This window comes from Jannaschia sp. R86511 (assembly GCF_042466345.1).
GTDB lineage: Bacteria > Actinomycetota > Actinomycetes > Actinomycetales > JBBAYJ01 > Aquipuribacter.
The window spans coordinates 826,550-844,121 of the sequence record NZ_JAXHCD010000001.1 but is presented as its reverse complement, the minus strand read 5'-3'; the positions used below and the strand labels follow the sequence as shown (position 1 = coordinate 844,121).

Annotated in this window: 17 protein-coding genes and 1 riboswitch; of the genes, 5 read left to right on the top strand and 12 right to left on the bottom strand. The window is 74.7% G+C overall.

The genetic code is table 11. The annotated features are described in order from the left end of the window. Positions 1–3: 3 nt before the first annotated feature. From SJY06_RS04180 to SJY06_RS04130, 11 genes are all read right to left on the bottom strand, one after another. A complete protein-coding gene (locus SJY06_RS04180; RefSeq protein ID WP_380164928.1) occupies positions 4–1,026 on the bottom strand; it encodes a hypothetical protein in 1,023 nt (340 codons plus the stop codon). 12 nt (positions 1,027–1,038) lie between these two features. Beyond that, positions 1,039–2,022: a ribonucleotide-diphosphate reductase subunit beta gene (locus SJY06_RS04175; RefSeq protein WP_380164926.1), complete on the bottom strand. Its 984-nt coding sequence runs from the start codon at positions 2,020–2,022 to the stop codon at positions 1,039–1,041. Further along, positions 2,019–4,604, bottom strand: coding sequence for a ribonucleoside-diphosphate reductase subunit alpha (locus SJY06_RS04170; protein WP_380164924.1), 2,586 nt, complete (start codon positions 4,602–4,604; stop codon positions 2,019–2,021). Before SJY06_RS04170 ends, SJY06_RS04175 begins: the two co-directional genes overlap by 4 nt. A 134-nt stretch (positions 4,605–4,738) precedes the next feature. Then, positions 4,739–4,955: riboswitch (cobalamin riboswitch) on the bottom strand. A 53-nt stretch (positions 4,956–5,008) separates the two neighbouring features. Beyond that, positions 5,009–6,157 (bottom strand): PP2C family protein-serine/threonine phosphatase, encoded by a 1,149-nt coding sequence (locus tag SJY06_RS04165; protein ID WP_380164922.1) that lies wholly within the window; start codon positions 6,155–6,157, stop codon positions 5,009–5,011. Between the two features lie 117 nt (positions 6,158–6,274). Next, positions 6,275–6,676 (bottom strand): pyridoxamine 5'-phosphate oxidase family protein, encoded by a 402-nt coding sequence (locus SJY06_RS04160; protein WP_380164920.1) that lies wholly within the window; start codon positions 6,674–6,676, stop codon positions 6,275–6,277. Positions 6,677–6,777: 101 nt separating this feature from the next. Next, complete coding sequence (locus SJY06_RS04155; protein ID WP_380164918.1) at positions 6,778–7,596, bottom strand: siderophore-interacting protein; 819 nt, start codon at positions 7,594–7,596, stop codon at positions 6,778–6,780. A gap of 42 nt (positions 7,597–7,638) precedes the next feature. After that, a complete protein-coding gene (locus SJY06_RS04150; protein WP_380164916.1) occupies positions 7,639–8,646 on the bottom strand; it encodes an ABC transporter substrate-binding protein in 1,008 nt (335 codons plus the stop codon). A 59-nt stretch (positions 8,647–8,705) separates the two neighbouring features. Then, the gene (locus SJY06_RS04145; protein WP_380164914.1) at positions 8,706–9,680 is read right to left on the bottom strand and encodes a hypothetical protein; all 975 of its coding nucleotides are present in this window, start codon (positions 9,678–9,680) and stop codon (positions 8,706–8,708) included. Next, positions 9,677–10,546, bottom strand: a complete 870-nt coding sequence (locus tag SJY06_RS04140) for an ABC transporter ATP-binding protein (RefSeq protein WP_380164912.1) — start codon at positions 10,544–10,546, stop codon at positions 9,677–9,679. Before SJY06_RS04140 ends, SJY06_RS04145 begins: the two co-directional genes overlap by 4 nt. Then, entirely contained in the window at positions 10,546–11,670 is a 1,125-nt protein-coding gene (locus tag SJY06_RS04135; protein ID WP_380164910.1) for a FecCD family ABC transporter permease, read from the bottom strand. The genes SJY06_RS04140 and SJY06_RS04135 overlap by 1 nt, the downstream gene beginning before the upstream one ends. Next, positions 11,667–12,734, bottom strand: a complete 1,068-nt coding sequence (locus tag SJY06_RS04130; protein ID WP_380164908.1) for a FecCD family ABC transporter permease — start codon at positions 12,732–12,734, stop codon at positions 11,667–11,669. Before SJY06_RS04130 ends, SJY06_RS04135 begins: the two co-directional genes overlap by 4 nt. Positions 12,735–12,842: 108 nt before the next feature. On the opposite strand from SJY06_RS04130, the gene SJY06_RS04125 reads away from it, so the two are divergent. Together SJY06_RS04125 and SJY06_RS04120 are read left to right on the top strand one after the other, a co-directional pair. Then, positions 12,843–13,526 carry a metal-dependent transcriptional regulator gene (locus SJY06_RS04125; RefSeq protein WP_380164906.1) on the top strand — a complete coding sequence of 228 codons (684 nt, stop codon included), beginning with the start codon at positions 12,843–12,845 and terminating at the stop codon, positions 13,524–13,526. Positions 13,527–13,570: 44 nt separating this feature from the next. Beyond that, a complete protein-coding gene (locus SJY06_RS04120) occupies positions 13,571–14,434 on the top strand; it encodes a DUF1206 domain-containing protein (RefSeq protein WP_380164904.1) in 864 nt (287 codons plus the stop codon). Between the two features lie 39 nt (positions 14,435–14,473). Here the strand turns inward: SJY06_RS04120 and SJY06_RS04115 are convergent, their stop codons facing one another. Next, on the bottom strand, positions 14,474–15,433 hold the full coding sequence (locus tag SJY06_RS04115; RefSeq protein ID WP_380164902.1) for a universal stress protein: 960 nt from the start codon (positions 15,431–15,433) through the stop codon (positions 14,474–14,476). Positions 15,434–15,609: 176 nt separating this feature from the next. Between SJY06_RS04115 and SJY06_RS04110 the strand changes: the two genes are divergently transcribed. The 3 genes from SJY06_RS04110 to SJY06_RS04100 all read left to right on the top strand — a co-directional run bounded on the left by SJY06_RS04110 (position 15,610) and on the right by SJY06_RS04100 (position 17,487). Continuing rightward, the gene (locus SJY06_RS04110; protein WP_380164900.1) at positions 15,610–15,885 is read left to right on the top strand and encodes a hypothetical protein; all 276 of its coding nucleotides are present in this window, start codon (positions 15,610–15,612) and stop codon (positions 15,883–15,885) included. 181 nt (positions 15,886–16,066) lie between these two features. Continuing rightward, entirely contained in the window at positions 16,067–16,759 is a 693-nt protein-coding gene (locus tag SJY06_RS04105) for an ANTAR domain-containing protein (protein WP_380164898.1), read from the top strand. Positions 16,760–16,932: 173 nt separating this feature from the next. After that, a complete protein-coding gene (locus SJY06_RS04100; RefSeq protein WP_380164896.1) occupies positions 16,933–17,487 on the top strand; it encodes a hypothetical protein in 555 nt (184 codons plus the stop codon). Positions 17,488–17,572: the final 85 nt, after the last annotated feature.

Genomic DNA, 17,572 nt, shown 5'->3' with positions numbered 1-17,572 from the left:
CCGTCACCCCCCTGCCGGGGCCGGGACGCGTGAGGCCACCCGGACGGTCGCCGCCCGGCGCCGCGACCGCAGCCACGACGCCGTCCACAGCAGCCCGAACCCGGCCACCACGACCACGCCCACCAGCACGTACCTGTCGCCCAGGCGCGCCAGCACCAGCAGCGGGCCGGAACGGAGGGCCCCGACCTGGGCCAGCACGCCGACGACGATCGTCGTCGCGACCACCCCGGACACCACCGCGGTGAGCAAGGTCGCACGGCGGGCCAGGACCCCACCCCGGCCGGGGTCCGCGCGGGACCAGGCGTACATCCGGCCCAGCAGCACCGAGTCCGCGGAGTCCGTGAGCACCATCCCGGCCGAGAAGCAGACCGCCACGGCGAGCAGCGCCAGCGCGCCGCCCTCGCTCGGGCCGACCGCGAGCGCCATGACGAGCACCTCGCCGACGGACACCAGACCGAACAGCACCCCGAGCCCGACCACCTGACACCAGACGGTGACGGCCCCGGCGGGCACGTCGCCACCCCGCCGACGCCCCACCCGCAGCAGCAACCCGAGCAGCAGGCTGCGGGGTGCCCCGGCCGGACCGCCTGCCGGACCCGCCGTGGACGACTCCCGGCCCGCGCGCAGCAGCCGCACGTTCCACACGCACAGCCCGGCCAGCACGACGGCCACCAGCACGCGGGCGGGCAGCTCGACGGCCACGACCGCCGACCAGGCGCCCGACACGGCGAGCACCCCGGCGCACACGGCCAGCCCGTGGCCCACGGCGAAGTGGGTGCCGGTCGAGGCGGCGCCGGCCCCGACGCGCATCCGGGTCACGTCGTCGATGGCCGCCACGTGGTCGGCGGCCAGGCCGTGCTGCAGCCCCCAGAGCCAGGCCAGCGCGCACCCGGCCAGCAGCGGCCACGCGCCCGCCCCGAGGCCGGACGGCGACCCCGCTGCCCCGACCGCCTGCAGCACGGTTGCAGCCACGACGACGACGAGCACGAGGTGGCTGAGCCCGACGCCGACCAGGACGCTACGCACCCGGACCGCCGCTCACGAGCCGGCCCGCGCGTCGACCTCGTAGCTGGTGTTGATCGACTCGAAGAAGTTGACCAGCTGCAGGGTGTCGTTGGCCGTGGCCATCCACTTGGCCGGGTTGGCGTCGCCGAAGTGCGGCTCGAACCCGAGCTCCTCCAGCCGCCGGTCGGCCAGGTAGCGGACGTAGGCGTTGATGTAGTCGGCGTTCATCCCCAGGATGCCGGTGGGCAGCAGGTCCCGGTTGTAGGCCTCCTCCATCGCGACGCCGTCGATCACCATCCGGCGGATCTCGTCGGCGAACTCCGGCGTCTGCAGCTCGGGGTTCTCCTCCAGCACCGTCAGCACCAGGTTGATGCCGAACTTCAGGTGCAGGGACTCGTCGCGCACCACCCAGTCGATGAGCGCCCCGAAGTTGCGCAGCAGGTTCCGCTGCCGGAACGACAGCGCGACCATGAACCCGGAGTAGAACCAGATCCCCTCCAGCACCACGTTGTAGGCGACCAGGTTGCGGACGAAGTCCTGCTTGCCGGCCAGCGTCGTGATGTCAAGGGTCTGGGTGGCCATCCGCCGGATGTAGCGGACCTCGAACTCCTCCTTGGCCGCCATCGACGGGATCTCGACGTGGGCCGCGTAGGCCTGCTCGCGGTCGATCGGGAACGTCTCCAGGACGTACTCGAAGGCCATGACGTGGTTGGCCTCCTCCCACATCTGCTTGGCCAGGTACAGGTGCGCCTCGGCCGCGTTGACGTAGGGGTAGACCCCGAAGGCGAGCGCCTTGTTGACCAGCAGCTCGTTGGGGTTGAAGTAGCTCATGAGGAACGTGAGCGCGTGCCGTTCCTCGTCACTCATCCGCTTGAAGTCCGCCAGGTCCTCGCCCAGCTGGACCTCGTGGGGGAACCAGGTGTTGGCGACGGCCTGGTCGTACAGGTCGGCCGCCCACTGGTAGCGCACGGGCTTGAGGAGCAGGCCCTCCGTGATGCCGGTCCCGAGGATGCTCACTGGCAGGCCTCGCAGTCCAGCCGCTCCTGCGGGTCGACCGGGCAGGTGTCGGCGACCACCTCCACCGGGGCCGGGGCCGGGGCCGGGGCCGGGGCCGGGGCGACCACGGGCGCAGGGGCCGCCTGCGCCGCACCGAAGCCGCGCCGACGGGGAGCGGGGCCGCCGGCCGCACCGTCCCCAGCCGTCGGGGTGGTCCCCGGCGGCGTCTCGGCCTTGTTGACCCGCACGGTGCTCTGCTCGGCGTTGTGCCGCGGCAGCATGTGCAGGTAGTAGGTCGTCTTGACGCCCCGCCGCCACGCCGCGGTGTAGACGTCGACCATGTCGCCGACGTCGCGGCTGCTCAGGTACATGTTGCGGCTGATGGCCTGGTCGACCCACTTCTGCGCCCGGGCCGCGACCTCGAGGAACGCGTACGGCGACAGCTGGAACGACGTGCGGTAGACGCGTTGCAGGTCCGCCGGCACCTGGGCGACCGCGGACAGGTCGCCGCGCGCGGCCAGCAGGGGGCCACGGACGGACTGCCACAGCCCGCGCGCCTTGAGGTCGGCGACCAGGTTGCGGTTGACCTCGAGGAACTTGCCCGAGCTGGTCGAGCGGGCGAACAGCTGCGTGAACTGCGGGTCCAGGCCCGGCGTGACGCCGGCGACCAGGCCGATGGACGCCGTCGGGGCGATGGCCATCACGGTGGCGTTGCGCACGCCCCGGCGGGTGCGGGCGCGCAGCGACTCCCAGTCCAGGCGCCGGGTGCTGTCGACCTCGACGGAGACGCCGCGGTCGGCCTGCAGCACGTCGACGGTGTCGATCGGCAGCAGGCCCCGGCTCCAGCCCGAGCCCTCGAAGGCCGGGTAGGCGCCACGCTCCTCGGCCAGGTCGGCGCTGGCCGAGATGGCGTGGAAGCTGATGAACTCCGTGACCCGGTCGACGAGGTCGTAGGACTCCTCGCTCTCGTAGCCCAGGCCCAGCCGCTCGACCAGGTCGGTGAACCCCATCAGCCCGAGCCCCACGGCGCGGTTGCGCTCGTTGGAACGGTCCGCCTCCGGCACCGAGGACCGGGTGACGTCGATCAGGTTGTCCAGGTGCCGCACCGCCCGGCGGACCGTGACCGCGAGCGCGTCCCAGTCGACGCGGGCCGCGGGGCCGGCGCCGCGCAGACCCGACTGGTCCGCCAGCAGGTGCCGGGCCAGGTTGACCGAGGCCAGGTTGCACACCGCGGTCTCCTCGCGGTCCTGCGGCAACGTGATCTCGGTGCACAGGTTGGACAGGTGGATCGTCCCGGTGTTGTCGTTCAGCGCCCGGGTGTTGATGGTGTCCTTCCAGGTCAGCCACGGGTGCGAGGTGGTCTGCAGGCTGACCAGGATCGCCCGCATCTGCTCGCGGGCGCGGACTTTGCGGTGCACGCGCAGCCGGCCCGCCTCGGCCAACGCCACGTACTCGGCGTACCGGGCCGAGAAGGCCGACCCGGTGAGCTCGACCAGGTCGGGGGTCTCCGCGGGGTCGAACAGGTACCAGTCGGCGTCGGCCTCGACCCGCTTCATGAACTCGTCGCTGATCCAGACCGCGGTGTTGGCGGTGCGGGTCCGCCGGTAGGGGTCGCCGGAGTTCTGGCGCAGGTCGAGGAACTCGTCGACGTCCAGGTGCCAGTTCTCCAGGTAGAAGCACAGCGCGCCGAACTTCTTGCCGCCGCGCGACACCGCCCGCAGCGTGGAGTCGATGGTGTGCATGAACGGGATCGGCCCGGTCGAGGCGGTGTTGTTGCTGCGGATCGGCGAGCCCTCGGCCCGGAGCTTGGTGACCGACAGGCCGATCCCGCCGGTGCCCTTGGTCAGCCACATCACGTCCCGGACGGACTTGGCGATGTGCTCGATGTCGTCGTCCATCTGCATGACGAAGCAGTTGGACAGCTGCGCGTAGCGGGTGCCGACGTTGACCAGCGTCGAGCCGGCCGGCAGGTAGGCCAGGCGCGAGATCGAGTCGTAGTACTCCAGCGCCCTCGCCGTCGGGTCGGCCTCGGTCAGGCTCAACCCCATCGCGGCCCGCAGCCAGACGTACTGCGGCACCTCGACCGGGCGCCGGTCGGGACCGTGGATCGCGTACCGGTTGGTCAGGGTGACCACGCCGATGTAGCGCAGCAGGTCGTCGCGCTCCGGGGCCACGACCGCGGCCAGCGCGTCAAGGTCGAACAGCTCGGCCATGCGCGGGTCCAGGGACCCGTCGGCCACGAGGCCACGCACGTGGTCGGCGAAGCGGGCCCGGTGCAGCGCGAGCAGGTCGGCCTCGCCGTCGTAGTCGCCCAGCACGCGCTTGTAGATGGTCTTGAGCAGCAGCCGCGCCGCGACGGTGTCGTAGCCGGGGTCGTCCTTGACGTTCTGCACCGCCACCTGGATCACCGACTCGTCGAGCTGCTGGCTGGTGATGCCGTCGAAGAGCGTGATCTCCAGCTCCGACAGCAGCTGGGTGGTGCGGACGACCTCGGGGTCCAGGCCCCGGCTGGCGTCCTCGATGGCGCGTGCGATCTTGTAGCCGTCGTACGGCTCGACCGACCCGTCGCGCTTGACGACGGTGATGGGTGTGTCCGTGCTCATGCCTGCAGTCCTCCCGCGATGCCTGGCTCCGGCGCGGGGAGAGCAGGACGGGGACGCGGCACGGACCCCGAGGGGTCGCGAGGGCACCTGACCGCCTTGGCCCTCCCACGGGGCGCCGGACGAGCCGCGCGCACGGTGCGCGCGGCGCAGCGGGCAGGTCTTCGGACTCACGGGCACGGGCGCCGGAGCGCCCACCTACCGGCCGTCGCTTCCCAGGTCGTGTCGACCCAGTGCTTGTTGACGGCTGTCGTTCCCGTTCACCGCTGCGGGGCAGTCCCGGAGTCTCACCGGGTTCCCTCTTGCGACACCGACCCTGGCGTGGGCCGATGAACCTGCTGCGCCTCAGACACTACATCTGGTAGTTACACAGATGCAATTACCCAAGGGGTAGAAGCTTGTCCGACTCAGGCGTCCTCGGTGGTCGAGGCCCGGAGCGTCGCCGGACCACCCGCCTGCCGGACCAGCAGGTCCCGCACGGCCGGGCGGACCGCGAGACCGGGGGCCTCGGGGAGCGCCGCGACGTCGAGCCACAGCAGGGCCACGTCGTCGCGCAGCCGACCGCCGACGTGGGTGCGGACCGCGGCGACGACCCCGGCCAGCAGCTGCTCGCCGTGGGTGCCGGCCAGCGGCGCGAGCGCGCCGGGCACGTCCAGGAACACCCCCGACGGCGAACGCGCCTCGGTGAGGCCGTCGCTGTGCAGCAGCATCGCGCCCGTACCGGGCGGCAGCGCCCCCGGGGCGACCCCGCCGGCACCGAGGCCCAGCGGCAGGTCGACCGGGACGTCGGCCTCCACGAACACGCCGTCCTGCACGCACTGCGGCTGGGGGTGGCCGCAGCTGACCCCGCGGACCCGGCCGTCGCGGACCTCCAGGAGCAGTGCCGTGACGAAGTCCTCGTCCTCGCCCTCGGTCGCCACCATCCCGTCGAGGGCGGCGGCCACGTCTTCCAGCCTGTGCTCGCGGCGGGCGGCGTCACGGAACGCCCCCAGCACGTAGTTGGCCATGCGGACGGCCGACAGACCCTTGCCCCGGACGTCCCCGACCACCACGCGCACCCCGTGCGGGGTGTCGAGCACCTCGTAGAAGTCGCCGCCCACGTGCGCCTCGGCGTCGGCCCCCAGGTAGCGCGAGGCCACCGGGACCCCGCCCACCCGGGCCGGCAGCGGCCGGATGATGGCCTCGGTGACGGCGTTGACGATCCGGTCGGCCCGGGCCAGGGCCACCTCGCCCCGCACCCGGGCCGCGGCGACCAGGACCGCGACCACGGTGAACACCGCGATGATGGCCAGCCGGGTCAGCTGGGCCCCGACCTGGCCGTCGTCCGCCTGCAGGCCGAACAGGCCCGCCGCGGTCAGCGTGAGCACACCTACCAGGGCGACGGTCACGGGGGTGCCGAAGACGGCCGACAGCATCGGGGCGACGACCAGGACCCCGACGAACGCGGTCTTCGGGCCCTCGGCCACGTCGGCGGCCAGGATGGCGACGACCAGGGCCAGCGGCAGGGCGACGGCGGTCCACGGCCGCTCGACCCGGGTCCACCGACCTGCTCGCACACCGCTCCCCACACCAAAGACCGCACACACCGGTCGCTCGACCGGGCCGGTCGTCGATGGTCGCACCTGCCCGCGGCCAGGACCAGTCCGTGCGGCGACCGGGTGACGCGGGCGGCCTCAGCGGGGCCGAAGCGCGAACCGCCGACCCGTCAGCGACGTCACGTCGACCGCGAGTACGTGCTGCGTGCGGCTGGTCAGCCAGACGTCGAGCCGCTCGTCGGCGGCGTCCAGGCCCGCCTGGTCCTCCACCTCGACCGCGGTCCCCTTGGCCACCACGGACCAGGCCCGGCCCTCGGCCACGCCGTCCACCTCGACGGCGACGTCACGGTCGACGGCCGCGAACAGCTTGGTGCCCGCCGCGGTCCGGATCAGCACCCGGCTGCCCAGCACGGCGTGGTTGACGGGGAACACCTCGGGCGCGGAGTCGACGACCACGGCCAGCCTCGCCACCTCCGCCCCGGCCAGCAGGGCCCAGCACGTGGCGGGGGGCAGATCCTCGACGCTCCGGTCCTCGGCCATGCCGCCACGGTGCCGGGCGACACCGTGGCCCACCAGGGCCCAAGGTCCCGGTCGGGGCGCGGGCCGCGCTCAGCCCAGGGAGCGCCGGTCGTGCGCCCGGGTCACGCCTCGGCCGCGACCGCGGCCTGCCACTCGCGCTTGACCGCGCGCCAGGCCTCGTCGGTCATGGAACGGCGCCAGTACCCGGAGGCCGACAACGTCGACCGGTCCACGCCGCGCTCGAGCAGCAGGTGCCGGCGGACGGCGCGGACGTCACCGGCCTCGCCGTGGACGAACGCGTGCACCCGGCCGGGCGGGAGCTCGAGGGCGCGCACGGCCGCGACCAGCAGGTCGACCGCACCCGGGTGGTCGTTGCGGTGCAGCCAGGTGACGGCCAGGCGGCCGGGGCTCGTCAGCTCCAGCTCGTCGTCGGGCCCGTCCACCTCGACGACGACGTGCACCGGCGCACCGGCCGGCACCCGCTCCAGCGAGGCGGCGACGGCCGGCAGCGCGGACTCGTCGCCGACCATCAGGTGGCAGTCGGCCTCCGGGTCCGGGGCGTAGGAACCTCCGGGTCCGGTCAGCTGGAGCACGTCGCCCGGGGCGGCCGCGGCCGCCCACGCCGCGGCGACGCCGGGGTCGCCCTCCCCCGGCCCGCCGTGCCCGTGCAGCACGAAGTCGATGGTCAGGGTGCGGGCCACGGGGTCCCAGGCCCGCACGGTGTAGCGCCGTCGGACGGGCCGGTGCTCGGGCGCCACGGCGAGCCGGACCTCGTCCAGGTCGCAGGGCATGTCGTACGGCGCCCCGGGCGGGGCGAGGGCGAGGTTGACGTAGGAGTCGCTGAACGGGCTGGGCTCGAAGTCGGCCAGGCCCTCACCGCCCAGCACGACCCGGGTCAAGTGGGGGGTCAGTCGGTCGACGGTCCGGACGATGCCGTGCACGTGGGCTCCTGAAGGGGGTCGGGACGAGGATCGGGGGAGGGCTCAGGCCAGCAGCTGCTGCTCGGCCCAGTCGAGGTTGGCCTGCGCCGTCAAGGGTGACGTGTAGAAGAGGTCACCGCTGATGGTGCGCACGTTGCCGGCCTGCACGGCCGGCAGCCCGGGCCACAGCGGCGAGCCCGTGATCTGCTCCGTGGCCTCGGTGTCGACGTCGACCGTGCCCTCGCGCGGGTTGGTGCGCACGATGATGATGTCGGCGTCGGCCAGCATCGACATCTCTTCGTAGGAGATGTCCGTGCGGCGCTCCTCGACCGTGGCCGGCACCGCGTCGGCCAGGGTCAGCCCCAGGTCCTCGACCAGGGTCAGGTTGGTCTGCATGTTCGCCTGGGCCACGTAGAAGACGCCGGGCTCGATCGGCCCCATGTAGGCGAAGCTGGCCCCGTCCCACCGCTCGGCCGTGCGGGCCCGCAGCTCCTCGGCCCGGGCGTCGTGAGCGGCGACGAACTCCTCCGCCTCCCCCACCCGGTCGAAGACCGCGGCGGCCTCGCGCAGCGTGGCCCGCCAGTCGGGGCTGTCGACGTAGCGGTCGTCGAAGGCGAACAGGGGGGCGATCGCCTGCAGCGGCTCGACCTGGTCCGGCGAGTACGACGCCGCGCCGTGGAAGACGAGGTCCGGGCGCAGCGCGGCGATCTGCTCGTAGCTGGGCTCGGGGAACGTGACGAGCGGCTGCACCCCGGAGAGCCGGTCCGCCTGGTAGGGCGGGAAGTCGGTGGCCGAGGTGCTGTAGGAGCCGACGAGCGGCAGGCCCAGGACCAGGCAGTAGTCGGCGTCCGTGGCGTACATCGCCACCACGCGCTCCGGGTCGGTGGGCAGGTCGGCGGGCCGGGCCGAGGCCCCGGGTTGCGCGGCGCCGGAGCCCCCGGCCGACGGGGATGGGACGGAGCCGGCCACGGAGGCGCTGCTGCCGCAGGCCGACAGGAGGCCCGCGCCACCCAGGCCGGCCAGCCCGGCGAGCAGGGCACGACGACTGGGCACGATCAGGTTCGACTTCAAGAAGCATAACCTAGCCTATTGCGGTAAGGGTCACCTAACCCGGTAGCCGAGGGCTCGCCTCACCGGTTCTGACCGAGCCACCACAGCTGCCGGTCCGCGCAGCCCTGCGGGTCGCGCAGCGAGCAGGTCGTGCAAACCCGCTTCGCGCCGGTCTCGGGCGGGAACCGGGCGTAGTACTCGCGCAGCTCGTCGCTGAGCTCGGCCTCGTCCGGCAGGACGACGTCGGGCTGCGGCCGCTGGTAGGCCAGGCAGCAGCCACCCTTCTGGCCCAGGTAGACCGGGCCCCAGGGAGCCGACGCGGTGCGGACGGTCGGGCTGACCCGCCACGGCGCCCCCGGCGCGGTCAGCGCCGCCCGCAGCCGCGCCACCACGTCGTCGCGCACCGGCAGGTCCGGCTGGTACGTCGGGCTCATCCCGATGCCGTCGGCCACCTCGGCCCACAGGCTGCGGGCCCCCACCCGGGCGACGCCCCGCAGGGCGTCCACCACCGGGCGGACCGCCCGCACGAGCGAGTCCACGGTTCGGGCGACCAGCTCGGCCTCGTCGGCCACCACCTCTACGTCGTCCCGCCCGGCCCACGGGTGCCCGGGCGCGACCAGCACCCGGCAGCCGTCGAGCGACACCCGGTCGACCCAGCCGTCGGGGTGCAGCCGCCAGCGCAGCGGCGCCGTGTCGGCCAGCACGCCGGCGCCCCCGGTGGCCAGCACGAAGCCGACCGCGTCGGCCACGGTCCCGGCGGTCCAGCCGACCAGCCACTTGGCCGCCATCTGGGCCGTGCCGCCGTCGTCGGCGAGGATGCGCCGGTGCGCGGCCCGCAGGAAGGCCGCGTCGTCGGCAAGGACGGCCGGGGCCTGCACCCAGGTGCGCTCGGCCGCGTCGACCGGCTCGGTCTCGTGCCGGGCGAGATGCCCCTCCAGGTGCGTGGCCAACCAGGCGGCCGGGGTCCCGGCCAGCAACGGGGGCAGGCTGACGGCGGGGCCGACGGCGGGGCGCGCGGCGGGGCTGACGGCGCGGCGCGCGGCGGTGACGGTCATGCGGCACCCCCGGCGACGGCGCGGCGGCCCCGGCGCCCGACGGGGACCACCATCGGCGTGCCGGTGACGGGGTCGGGCACGACCCGGCAGTCGAGGCCGAAGACCTCGCGGACCAGGTCCTCGGTCACCACCTCGGCCGGCGGGCCCTCGGCCACCACCGCGCCGTCCTTCATGGCGACGAGGTGGTCGGAGTAGCGCGCGGCCTGGTTGAGGTCGTGCAGCACCAGCACCACCGTGCGGCCCTGCTGCTCGTTGAGGTCGGCGAGAAGGTCGAGCACCTCGACCTGGTGGGCCAGGTCGAGGAACGTGGTCGGCTCGTCCAGCAGCATCAGGTCCGTGTCCTGGGCCAGGGTCATGGCGATCCAGACCCGCTGCCGCTGCCCGCCGGACAGCTCGTCGACGCAGCGCTCGGCCAGGTCGACGGTGTCGGTGGCCACCATGGCCGCGGCGACCGCGGCCTCGTCGTCGGAGCCCCACTGCCGCAGCCAGGTCTGGTGCGGGTAGCGGCCGCGGGCCACGAGGTCGGCGACCGTGATGCCGTCGGGGGCCGACGGGGACTGCGGCAGGATGCCGAGCCGGGTGGCCACCTCGCGGGTGCGCAGCCGGCGGATGTCGGCGCCGTCGAGCACGACCCGTCCCGCCGTGGGCTGCAGCAGCCGGGCCAGGCCCCGCAGCAGCGTGGACTTGCCGCAGGCGTTGGCCCCGACCACGCAGGTGACCCGGCCCGTGGGCACGGCCACGGTCAGCCCGCGGACCACCTCGTGGCCGTCGTAGCCCAGGCGCAGGTCCTCGGCGAGCAGCCGGGGGCCGGGGGTGTCGGCCCCGCCCGGGGACGTGGTGGTGCGTGCGCGTTCCACGAGGGTCATCAGCCGGTCCTTCCGACGCGGTTGGCCCGAGCCAGCAACCACAGCAGGTAGGGGGCACCGACCAGGCCGGTGACGATGCCGACGGGGAGCTCGGTCGGCGACAGGACGGTGCGGGCGACCAGGTCGGCCAGCAGCACGAGCAGGGCCCCGACCAGCGCGGCCGGGACCAGGGTCAGCGGGGCGCCGACCAGGCGGCGGGCGACGGGGCCGGCCACGAATGCGACGAAGGCCACCGGGCCGGCCGTGGCGGTGGCGACCGACGCGCAGGCCACGGCCAGCACGACCAGGACCGCGCGGGAGCGCTCGACGGGGACCCCGACACCGCGCGCGGTGTCGTCGCCCAGCTGCAGGGCCCGCAGCGGGCGCGCCAGCAGGAGCACGGCCGGGACGAGCACGGTCAGCGCCAGGGCCAGCGGGAGCAGGTCGTCCCAGCCCCGGCCGTTGAGCGACCCGGTCAGCCACACCATGGCCCGCTGGACGTCGTTGATGTCGGCCCGGGTGAGGAGGTACTGCGTGACAGAGGTGAGCACGGCAGCCAGGCCGATGCCGACCAGGACCAGCCGGTAGGCGGACAGGCCGTTGCGGTAGGCCAGCAGGTACACCGCGGTGGTCGTGGCCAGCCCGCCGAGCAGGGCCGCCAGCGGCAGCGAGACCCCGGTGGTGGCGACGCCCAGCGCGCTGCCGGCCACGACGACCAGGACGGCGGCCGTGCTGGCCCCGGCGGTGATGCCGATGATGTCCGGGCTGGCCAGGGGGTTGCGGGCCAGGCTCTGGAAGATGACGCCGGACAGGGCGAAGGCCACCCCGACGGCGACCGCGGTCAGGGCGCGGGGCAGGCGCAGGGTGGACACGATGAAGTCCGCGTCCGGGCTGCCCTGCCCGACCAGGGCGGGCAGCACGTCGCGCAGCGGCAGGGCGAACTCGCCGACCGTGAGCGAGAGGGCGAACGTGACGACGCAGCCCAGACCCAGCAGCAGCGACACGACGGCGGCGCGGCGGCGACCGGTGGTCCGGCCTCGCGCGACCCGGTCCCGCACGGCCCGGTCGACGACGGGGCCGCCGGACGCGACCGCACGCCCGCCGGGGGCCGGGCGGTCGGGGCTGAGCACACCCACGGCGCTCACACCTGCGCCAGCGTGCGACGGCGGACGAGGGCGATGAACACCGGGGCGCCGATGACGGCGGTGACGATGCCGACCTGCACCTCTCCGGGACGGGCCACGACCCGGCCGAGCACGTCGGCGGCCAGCAGCAGCACCGGGGCCAGCACGGCGGAGTACGCGAGCACCCAGCGGTAGTCGGGGCCGGTGAGGGCCCGGGCGACGTGCGGCACGGTCAGCCCGACGAACCCGATCGGCCCGGCGGCCGCGGTGGCCCCGCCCACGAGCAGGACGATCGCCACGGCGGAGAACACGCGCGAGGCGCCGACGCGGGCCCCGAGCGAGCGGGCGACGTCGTCACCGAGGGCCAGCGCGTTCAACGAGCGCCCGGCCAGCAGCGCCATGACGATGCCCACGGCCAGGAACGGGGCGACCTGCGCCACCACCGTCATGTCGCGCCCGGCGACGGAGCCCACGGCCCAGAACCGGTACTGGTCCAGGGTGGCCACGTCCACCAGCAGGACCGTCGTGGTCAGCGAGGTGAGGAACGCGGTGACGGCCGCCCCCGCCAGCGCGAGCTTGACCGGGGTCAGCCCGTCCCGCCCGACGGCCCCCAGCGCGTACACCCCGACCGAGGTCACCGCCGCCCCCAGGAACGCGAACCAGACGTAGCCGGTGAGCGAGCCCACCCCGAAGAAGAAGATGCCCACGACGACCGCCAGGGCGGCCCCGGCGCTCACCCCCAGGATCCCCGGGTCGGCCAGCGGGTTGCGGGTCAGGCCCTGCACCAGGGCCCCGGCCAGCCCCAGCGCCGCCCCGACCAGGACGGCGACCACGGTGCGGGGCAGCCGCAGCGACTGCACGATGAGGTGGTCCTCGAGGGTGTCGTCGAAGGCCGTGAACGACGCGAGCACGTCGCCGAGCGCGATGGGCTTGGACCCCACGGCCAGGCTGGCGGCCAGCAGCAGGGCCAGCAGCATCACGGCGCCGACCAGGCCCAGGAGTCGTCCCCGGACCGACGGCAGCAGGCCCGCCCGGCGCGTGGGGGCCACGACGAGCGGGCCCGCAGCCGTCGCCGTACCGCTCACCACAGCTCCTCCGGTCGGAATACCCCTGGCCCTGACGGCCTTACTTGGTGAGGCTAACCTAACCCTGGGAGGGTGGCGAACGTGCAGGCAACCGGCACAATGAGGCCCGTGAGCCATGACCTGATCGACACGACGGAGATGTACCTGCGGACCGTGCTCGAGATGGAGGAGGACGGGGTCGTCCCGATGCGGGCCCGCATCGTCGAGGCGCTCGGGCACTCGGGGCCCACGGTCTCGCAGACCGTGGCCCGGATGCACCGCGACGGCCTGGTCGACGTGACCGACGACCGGCGGCTGCAGCTCACCGAGGAGGGCCGCCGGATCGCGACCGCCGTGCTGCGCAAGCACCGCCTGGTCGAGCGGCTCCTCGTCGACGTCATCGGCCTCGAGCTGGACCACGCCCACGAGGAGGCTTGCCGCTGGGAGCACGTGGTCTCCGACCGGGTGGAGGACCGCCTGGTGGAGCTGCTGGGCGCCCCCACGACGTCCCCGTTCGGCAACCGGATCCCCGAGCGGGCCGACGGCAGCCACCCCGGCGGGCTCATGCTCGACCAGGTGGCCATCAGCGAGGTGACGACCACGGTGCGGGCCACCGTGGTCCGCCTCGGCGAGCCGGCGCAGAGCCCGCACGCCCTGCTGGTGGCGCTGGTCGGCGCCGGCGTGGTCGCCGGCGCCGAGGTGGAGGTCTCCGTGACCGACGACGGTGCCCGGCTCGTCGGCCGCCCCGGCCGCAACCCGGTCCGGCTGGAGGAGCCGACGACCCGCCACGTCCTGGTGCGCCTGCTCGCCTGAGCGGCGCGGTGCGCCCGAGGCCCGGCGGGCCTAGGGTCACCGCCATGGCAGCGGACGGCAAGGACCTGCAGGACCAGGCCAAGGACGTCCACGACGACGTCAAGGACAGCGAGGAGGTCGACACCCTCCAGCGGGTCGGCCGCTACGGCTACGTGGTCTACGGCGTGGTCCACCTCGTGCTGGGCGCGCTCGCGGTCAGCCTCGCCTTCGGCGGGAGCAGCGAGAACGCCTCCACCACCGGGGCCATGGAGACACTGGCCCAGCAGCCGTTCGGCATCGTGCTGATCTGGGCCATCGCGGTGGGCATGGCCGCGCTGGTGCTGTGGCAGCTGCTGGAGGCCGTCCTCGACCCTGACGACGAGGGCGCCAAGGGCCGCGTCAAGGGCGCCGGCAAGGCCGTCGCCTACGGGGTCGTCGCCGCGGGTGCGTTCGGCGTCGCGATGTCCGGCGGCGGCGGCGGCGGGGGCGGTGGCAGCGCCGAGGAGTCCCTGACCCAGCGGCTGCTCGCCCTGCCGCTCGGCCAGGTCCTGGTGGGCGCGGTCGCCGTCGGCATCCTGGTCGTCGCCGGCTACCACGTGCACAAGGGGCTGTCCCGCAAGTTCTTCGAGGACGTGGAGACCGCCGACCTGTCCGCCCGGGGCCGCCGCATCGTCGAGTGGTCCGGCCTGGTGGGGTACCCGGCCAAGGGCGTCGCGTTCGGCGCCATCGGGGTGCTGTTCGCCCTGGCCGCGCTGCGCGGCAGCAGCGAGGAGGCCGGCGGCATGGACGAGGGCCTGGCCACGCTGCGCGAGGGCCCGTTCGGGACCGTCGTCATCGTCGCCGTCGGGCTCGGCTTCGCCCTGTTCGGGGTCTACTGCCTGGCTCGCGCCCGCAGCGCCGGCGACTTCACGGGCTTCGCCGGGCGCTGACGGGGGGCTGACAGGACGGTCGCCAACAGGGCGGGCCGTTCAGGAACGGCGCACCACGGCGACGTCGACCGGGCTGCGGTGCAGCAGGGTCTGGCTGGTCGAGCCGAGCAGCAGCCCGCCGAAGCCGCCCCGCCCGCGCGAGCCCACGACCACCAGCCGGGCCCCCACGGCCTCGCGCAGCAGCACCGGGGCGGCGCGGCCGCGCTCGACGACCCGGGTGACCCGCACGTCCGGGTAGACGTCGGACCAGCCGGCCAGGGTCTCCGAGACCATCCGCACCGCGTCCTCCTGCAGCTCGGCGGCGGTCGGGATCGGCGCCTGCAGCTCGGGGGCGCCGATCCACAGCTCGTCCCAGGCCATGACGACGTGCAGCGGGCAGCCGTGCCGCTGGGCCTCGGCCAGGGCGAAGCCCACGGCCTGCGTGGACTCGCCCGAGCCGTCGACCCCGACCACGACGGGGGCGGCGGCCGCCGCGGTGAGCGGTTCGGTGCCGCGCACGACCACGACCGGGCAGGCGGCGTGCGCGCTGACCGGTACGGCCACCGAACCGAGCAGCAGCCCGGTCAGCCCGCCGTGGCCGCGCGAGCCCACCACCACCAGCGCGGCCGTGCGCGAGGCCTCGCGCAGCGCCCCGGCCGCGGAGCCCAGGTGCAACGCCCCGTCCACCGGGACCTCGTGACCGGAGCCCTCCGCCGTGCCGGCCTCGCCGTCCGCCGCCGGCCCGGTCGACCCAGCGGGTCCGGCCTGGGCGCGGGCGTCGGCCAGCGCCTCGTCCAAGGTGCGGCGCGCCACCGCCGCGTGACCGGCCGCCGCCCCCTGGGCCGCCAGCTCCTGCCGCAGCGCGGCCGCACCACCCCCGCCGTAGGCGTGCACCAGGTGCAGGCCCAGCCCCGCGTCCCGGGCGTAGGACAGGGCCCATCCCACGGCCCGGGCCGCCTCCGGCGAGCCGTCCACCCCGACCACGACCGGGCCCTTCGTCCTGTCCCTGCTGACCACCACGTCCACTCCCTCGGGCTCGTCCGGACCGTCGTCCCATCCTGGCCACCGGGGCCGGACCGCGGCCGGGACCTACGTCACGGGCCCCGCCGGCAACCCGACCGGGGGACCGATGAACGCACCGGGGGGCTCCGACGTATCCCCCGGTGTCCGAAACCACTCATGACAGGAGACATGACATGCGCGCCACGACACGACCCGCCGCCCTGGCCGCCGCCGCCCTCACGGCCGTCGCCGCGATGACCCTGGCCTCCCCCTCGTCCGCCTCGGAGGTCGACTACGGCCCCGAGTGGCAGCCGGGCCCGGACTACACCAACTTCCAGCCCGGCCCGGACTACGGCAACTTCGACCCGCAGCCCGACCAGACGCCCTTCCAGCCCGGTTACGCGCCCGGCACCGCCGACCTGCTCGACGGCCTGCTGCGCGGCGGCCTGCGGGGCCTGCTCGGGGGCTGACCCCGACGACGGCGACCGAGCGACCCGCACTGCCCCCGACCGGTCTTGGACCGGCCGGGGGCAGCCGTGTGCCATAACTCGACGGCCGGCCTCCCGCTCACGGGTGATATGTCACGTTTCGGCCGATGACGAGCATGCTTGCTCCCGTCAGCAGCCGCGTCGAGCCCCCGGAGACCGAGCCGTGCATCCCGTCCCGAGCAACGCCACCGACACCTCGTCCTCGCGACCCGCTCCGACCGCGCGCACCCTCGGTGCCGCGGAACCCACGTCCGGGCCGTCGGCGCTCGCGGAGCTGCTGACGACCATCGGAACCACGCCCCTGACCGTGCTGGACCACCCCGACACGCTGACGGCCGTCTGCATCGAGGCCGGGACGGCGCTGCACTGCTCCCACGTCCGCGTGGTGCTGGACCCCGCCGAGCACCAGGAGGGCCTCACCGTCTGCGGCGCGGCCGCCTCGACCCCGGCGACCGCGGCCACCGCCCCGTCCGAGCCGGTCGCCGTGCTGGCGCTGACCCACGACGGTCTCCGGCTGGGCCACGTCGAGCTGGGCCCGCCCGCGGACGGTGACGTCGACGCGCTGCTGGCCGTGGCGGCGCCCGTCGTCAGCGTGCTGGCCACGGGACTGGCCGGCGCGCGGCTGTACAGCCGCTCCGCGGCGCTGGTCGTCCGGTTGAGCGTCGCCATGGAGAGCCGTTCCCAGGTCGAGCAGGCCAAGGGCGCCCTCATGGCCGGCCTCGGCCTGCCCGCGGGCGAGGCCTTCGCCCTGCTGCGCGGCTACGCCCGACGGCACCGCATCACCGTGGCCGCCGCCGCGGCCGCCGTGCTCGACGGCGCCTGCCCGCTGCTGCCCCCGGCGCGCGTCAGCGCCTGACAGGACCCGGGCGGGCGCACGTCGCCCGCCCGCCCCGACCGGCTCCTCCGCCCTATCGCGGACGGTCGACACCGCCTCTCGGCGCCGCACCCGCGCCCGGCACCGGAAACGCCCCACCGGTGACCACCGGCGGGGTGCGTGAACCACCCACCGTCAACCGAGAGGAACGAACCATGCGCAACGCCAACCGGACCCGGCGCCTCGCCCTGGCCGCCGTCGCCGCCCTCGCCCTGCCGCTCGCCCTCACCGCCGGACCGGCGGCTGCGGGCTCCACCCCCGGACCGACGACCGACGCCCGGGTCGACATCGTCCCGGTCGCGCCGGGTGCCACCGAGGTCGCCGACGTCGACCTCAGCGCCAACCCCGGCGGGCTCGGCTACACCGCGAGCGGCACGGGGTCCGGCTTCAACCCGCTGAGCCAGTACGTCTCGCTCGGCTACGGCGTCAACTCCGTGCCGGTGCAGACCGGCAACATCCCGCCCTGCGCCGACGACGGGACGCTGGGCGACCCCAACACCTCCACGCTGCGCATGTTCATCGGGGCGTGGCTGCCGGTGCTGGGCAGCAACCGCGTCCTGGCCGGGGTGCAGCCGACCACGACGCTCGACCAGATCAACACGGTGTCCATCCGGCGGGCCAACGTCCCGGTGCTGCCGCAGCCGGGCGACATCCGCCCGCAGGTGTTCCAGATCCGTTCCTGCGGGCAGGTCGTCGACCGGGTCTCCTGACCCCCGGCGCCCCCTGGCCCCGGCGGCCGGGCCGGGACGTCCTCGACGTCCCGGCCCGGTCGGCCACCCCGCGAAGGCACCCACC

What these genes read in the sequence shown, in the direction of transcription:
- SJY06_RS04120 (WP_380164904.1), top strand. Translation starts at nt 13,571, where the DNA reads ATGGCAGCGGACGGCAAGGACCTGCAGGACCAGGCCAAGGACGTCCAC.
- SJY06_RS04145 (WP_380164914.1), bottom strand. Translation starts at nt 9,680, where the DNA reads ATGACCGTCACCGCCGCGCGCCGCGCCGTCAGCCCCGCCGCGCGCCCC.
- SJY06_RS04100 (WP_380164896.1), top strand. Translation starts at nt 16,933, where the DNA reads ATGCGCAACGCCAACCGGACCCGGCGCCTCGCCCTGGCCGCCGTCGCC.
- SJY06_RS04160 (WP_380164920.1), bottom strand. Translation starts at nt 6,676, where the DNA reads ATGGCCGAGGACCGGAGCGTCGAGGATCTGCCCCCCGCCACGTGCTGG.
- SJY06_RS04140 (WP_380164912.1), bottom strand. Translation starts at nt 10,546, where the DNA reads ATGACCCTCGTGGAACGCGCACGCACCACCACGTCCCCGGGCGGGGCC.
- SJY06_RS04170 (WP_380164924.1), bottom strand. Translation starts at nt 4,604, where the DNA reads ATGAGCACGGACACACCCATCACCGTCGTCAAGCGCGACGGGTCGGTC.
- SJY06_RS04110 (WP_380164900.1), top strand. Translation starts at nt 15,610, where the DNA reads ATGCGCGCCACGACACGACCCGCCGCCCTGGCCGCCGCCGCCCTCACG.